Origin of the sequence: Endozoicomonas sp. ALC013, assembly GCF_049310205.1 — a bacterium.
In the GTDB taxonomy this organism is placed as follows: Bacteria; Pseudomonadota; Gammaproteobacteria; order Pseudomonadales; family Endozoicomonadaceae; genus Endozoicomonas.
Genome location: NZ_JBLYNS010000234.1, coordinates 1 through 4,683, shown reverse-complemented (window position 1 = coordinate 4,683; position 4,683 = coordinate 1). Strand labels below are relative to the sequence as shown.

The following is a 4,683-nucleotide window of genomic DNA, read 5'->3' as shown; positions in this document are numbered from 1 at the left end:
TCTGACACGGATTCGTTACGCTCCCGGAGGTTCTGAATACCAGGCTCTATGTGATAAAAATCTCCACTATAGAGAAGGCACTATTTGATGTCAGGAGCATCGACCCGGGCCAATGCCTCCCCCATCTTGATCGACAGGCCTGGTTGCCAGTTTTCCAGCCAATCAATCTGGTTTTTGCCAAAGAGCAATATCGCAGTGGAACCCAGTTTGAAGCGGCCCAGTTCATCACCACGGCTTAATTCAACCGACTGGCTCACCTCACCATAGGTGGTGGTAGCAACCTGCCCCCTTTGTGGGGTCACCAGACCGGCCCACACGGTCTCAATACTGGCAACATTGATTGCCCCAACCATGATGACTGCCATGGTACCGTATTCTGTATCAAAAATACTGACCACCCGTTCGTTCCGGGCAAAGAGATTGGGGATGTTCTCAACGGTCCCCTGGTTTACAGAGAAAAGGCGTCCGGGCACATGGACCATCTTATGCAGGGATCCGGCCGCAGGTATATGGACACGGTGGTAGTCTTTCGGGGAGAGGTAAATGGTAGCAAACTTTCCGCCCATAAACTCCTGCCCAAGCTCCAGATCACCACCCAGCAATTCGACCAGACTGTAATCATGGCCTTTGGCCTGAAATATTCTGCCGTTCTTGATGTCGCCTATCTGACTGATGACACCATCGGCCGGGCTGACAATCATCTCCGGGTCTTCGGGTAAAGGACGGGCTCCATCCTTTAATGACCGGGTAAAAAAGTCGTTGAAGTGGCGGTACTCTTCAGCGCCTTCCCGCTTCGCTTCACTCATATTGACGTGGTAGTGATCGATAGCCCAGCGAATCAGGCCATTTTTGAACCATGGAATCTGGCATTCCACAAAATAGTACACAGCCCTGGAGATCAGGTGATGAGGCAGTACATACTGGATAGCTGCAAACAGTTTTTCTTTCACGGTGATGGAATATCCTGTGGTTAAAATAGGTATCTGATAAGAGCCTGTCGTCTATTTGTAAGGGATCATGCCAGGCTCTGAAGGTTGTTCAAATGAATCAAGACAATGGTTCTCGAAAAACAGGAAAGTGGCAGCCATTGTAATTCATGGCATGACTGCCTGCACCTTCGGTGATTGCTGTGTTTGCTTATTAACTACTTAAGCAACTGGTGTATGAGGCAGGTTCCCCCATTCAGACCATGAGCCGTCATAGGCTCTGACCGATTTAAAGCCAAGCGCTTTAGCCACAAGATAGGTAAACCCTGAACGGTGATGGGCCTGACAGTGGGTGATGATTTGTTGATCTCTTTTAATACCAAGGGCATCAAGCTCCGCCTCCAGCCCTTCTTTAATTCGATAGTTCTTTTCCGGGTCCATGGCTCGGGTCCACTCAAAATTAATGGCTCCGGGAATATGGCCAGCTTTTTGTGCCATGACCTTTTCTCCGCGGTATTCTTCTGGAGAGCGTGCATCCCAGATAGTGAACTCCGGGCTCGCCAGTGTTTCAAGGATGAAGTCGCAGCTGGCAATAACACGGTCATCAATCGTCAGGGAAACGTCGGTGGAAGCTCTCACGTTGGCCCCGGACTCTCTTGGATGGCCTTCTTTCAACCAGGCATGGATTCCACCATTGAGATACGAATATTTCCGGTGACCAATAACATCCAGCGTCCAGATAAAGCGCCCCGCCCAGCCACCGCCTTCATCATCGTAAACAATAAAGTGCTCTTCGCCGGTAAAGCCCAGCTCACTGAACAACGATTCCAGTTGACTGAGCGCTGGCAGTTTGCCACGGGCCGGTTGCGTTCCTGCAACCAGCTGATGGGGTGGCACATGGATGGCCCCGGGAACATGAGCCTGTTGATACAGCCGGGGATTACCAAGATCAATAATAATCAGGCGCTCTTTTACTGACGCATGGTCTTCAGCAGTGAGTATGGATTCCAGAACGTCTGGTTCAAGGATAAGTGGCAGCTTGTTATTGTCAGTCATATTACGTCCAGGGCGTTAAATATCAGGGCCTGTTGTTTGTGGCTCTCTGCATTAGAGGTTCTTATGGTGGCCCGCATGTCAACCTGATAGATAGCTATGTCGGGCAATTCTGCCTGAACAACCCTATCCAGTACCAGCGTATTTTAGTGTTTATCCCGCATAAAATTGGGAAGTTTCTTTGCTTTCAGAAAACGGTCAATTTTATTTTTCTGTGACTGTTTTAATCCGTAGAACAGTTGCGGATTGTCTGTCAGCAGTTTTTTCAGCAGGTCGACGTTATCAGCATTAATGAGCTGTTTGCATTGTCTGGCAAATGTTATTGGCGAGCTGCTGTTGTCTGCCAATGTGCTCAGACATTCCCCGGAATTGTTTTTGCCAGCCTCTGATGGCGTAGGTGTCGATGGCGCAGCAGGTTGGTTGCAGGAGAGGGGGGCGGTGGTCTTGTTGTCTTTTTTTTGCTTTCGCTGTGTTTTGGCTGGCGATGGTCTTTGTTTTGCTTTGGCCAGATCATCAGCGGCGGTTGAACTGGCAAGCGCCTTAATGGTTTGTTTCAGGCATTTTTTTTGCCGGGTAACACTGCCATCCAGTATGCCGATTGGGCCGCTGTCAAGCTGGACCCTGGCCAGGGCCTGCTGGAATGGGTGTTCTTTGGGGATAATCCGCTCCATGCTTTTGACAATACTCATGGGGCGAATCTCCCCTTTCGCCGTTTTGACTTTCGGGACAATCAGTTTGTCGTTTTGTTGCCGCCAGTAGCCGAGCTGCTCGAATAACCGGATAATCACTGGCTCAGAGCCGTTTGGCGAAGGCCGTTGTTCCGGCTGATAGTATTCACACAGGGAAAAAAGCAGGGTGCTCACAAAGTTGCTGCTGGCCTCTACGCCCTGAAAAACAACACTATGGATAATAGCGAAAGTGTCACCACCATGGCTGAGGGGATAGGAAGCCTGTTTAAGAATCAGCGGGATGTTGTCCGGATAGCTCACACCGATCCTGGCATATAAATCCCAGCTTTTCTGGTTCAGCTGCTCAAAAGTGAACGGATTCGGTTCTTCCGGACTCTGGCCATTCACACGAACATCGTCACTGCTTATCTGGGTAATACGTCGGCTTATCGCGTTCAGGTAACTTAGCCAGAAATGGTCCACCAGCTGATGATCCCTCTGACTACTGTCATCAGGTGCGTTTTTCTGGTCAGCCGGTTTGGTGTGGTGCGTTGAAGACCACCCCGATGGCTGACAGCCCGTGGTGGATCTGGAAGGTTCTGATGCCAATCCCCTAAGTCGCTGAAGCAATATTTCTCTGAAGGCCTCGACCAGTTCGCCGGTTTGCTGGAAACTGAGGTCTTTAGGGAAGCGGTGGCTTAGCGCAAGCCATTGCTGGCAAATATCGTGCAGCTGTTCGGGAATCTGTTTTTTGACAACAGGCGAAGTTCCGGGCAAAGAGAGCCCAACACAGGAAGCAGCGTCTGGAGCAGCAACTGTCTCTTGAGCAGCAACTGACTCTTGAACAGCGATGACCTCAGGAGCAACTGTTTCAAGAGCAACTGGCTCAGGAGCAACTGTTTCAGGAACAGCTATTGATTCAGAAACAGCAACTGTGAGTCGCTCAGGGAGCCGCGTTGCCACAAAAGTGTTTTGGGGTTGACTCTCATCCGATACCATGAGGGGGCTGACCGCAGAGCCAATACTGAATCTTTCGTCATGTTCCACCGGCTCTCTTGCCAGGGACTTGAGCCAGTAAAATCCACAGTCTGATGTTAATGAGTTCATTGCAAATTGCCTGAAGAGCGAACCATCATGTTAGTACATGGTTTCAATGAGTTTGACGTGTACCATCTCCGTTCACCCTGAGCGGAGTCGAAGGGTGCTTGGCACGATCTATCAGAGTCCGGAGTTTACGCCCTTCAACAGGCTCAGGGCGAACAGAGTGCGGAGGCACGACAACCCATAAAACTCATTGAAACCGTGTACTAGTTGTTATTAAAAGGTTGGATTCAATTTTATAAAGTTCGACTGATTTTTATGCTTAAAGTTCAATTTTTCAAGACCTGCGTCCAAAGCATAAACAAATTGCAAACCAGTGGCAGTTCTTGATTCTTGAATGTGTTCAGAAAAATACCTGACTCTCAACTACTGTAACTGCGTTTATAGTCAGCCATTTTACTAAAAATACAGCAGTAAAACTTTTCCACCTGGAAGCCGGAAATATCCATTATATCATGAAACTTTCATTTGGATCAGTGGTCAGAGTCGACAGAGTTTCACCTTGCGCCATGAATTCTCATGAGCGTTGGAAACGCTTTGAACATAACCCCTTGTCATCAACTTGATTATTTAGAATATGAGTAATTGTTATGACTTCACCCATATCAGCATCAACTTACCGAAAAATGGCATGGCAAGAACAACAAAATCCTGAAGAAACCAAGGATGCCACGGCAAACACAGGTGACTCAGCAAAGTTTAATAATTTATCGGCTGAAGAAGTTGTGCCACAGGATTCTACCAAAATACCGCCACCTGATTTTTACCCATTCAAGTCACAGTACGAAAAAGATTGCTTTGATGAAAGCATTTGCATGCAATCAGTTACATCATCATCAGGTCCTCCTCCGCTTGAATTCAGGAATATGATAAAAATTGAACGCCGGAAAAACACCCTTATGCATCAGGACATGTTGAAATACAACCTGGCATTC

At 48.3% G+C, this 4,683-nt stretch carries 4 protein-coding genes; 1 reads left to right on the top strand and 3 read right to left on the bottom strand.

The features are described from left to right. Positions 1-80 precede the first annotated feature (80 nt). From asd to ACO6V1_RS22425, 3 genes are all read right to left on the bottom strand, one after another. Positions 81-950, bottom strand: coding sequence for an archaetidylserine decarboxylase (asd, locus tag ACO6V1_RS22435; protein ID WP_422468689.1), 870 nt, complete (start codon positions 948-950; stop codon positions 81-83). 198 nt (positions 951-1,148) lie between these two features. Continuing rightward, on the bottom strand, positions 1,149-1,982 hold the full coding sequence (locus ACO6V1_RS22430; protein WP_422449789.1) for a sulfurtransferase: 834 nt from the start codon (positions 1,980-1,982) through the stop codon (positions 1,149-1,151). Between the two features lie 143 nt (positions 1,983-2,125). Next, positions 2,126-3,754, bottom strand: a complete 1,629-nt coding sequence (locus tag ACO6V1_RS22425) for a hypothetical protein (RefSeq protein WP_422468687.1) — start codon at positions 3,752-3,754, stop codon at positions 2,126-2,128. 584 nt (positions 3,755-4,338) lie between these two features. On the opposite strand from ACO6V1_RS22425, the gene ACO6V1_RS22420 reads away from it, so the two are divergent. Next, the coding region (locus tag ACO6V1_RS22420; protein WP_422468685.1) for a hypothetical protein at positions 4,339-4,683 on the top strand (345 nt) is incomplete at its 3' end.

Bases quoted from the DNA above. Each gene is read 5' to 3' on its own strand.
- ACO6V1_RS22430 (WP_422449789.1), bottom strand. From the start codon at position 1,982: ATGACTGACAATAACAAGCTGCCACTTATCCTTGAACCAGACGTTCTG.
- ACO6V1_RS22425 (WP_422468687.1), bottom strand. From the start codon at position 3,754: ATGAACTCATTAACATCAGACTGTGGATTTTACTGGCTCAAGTCCCTG.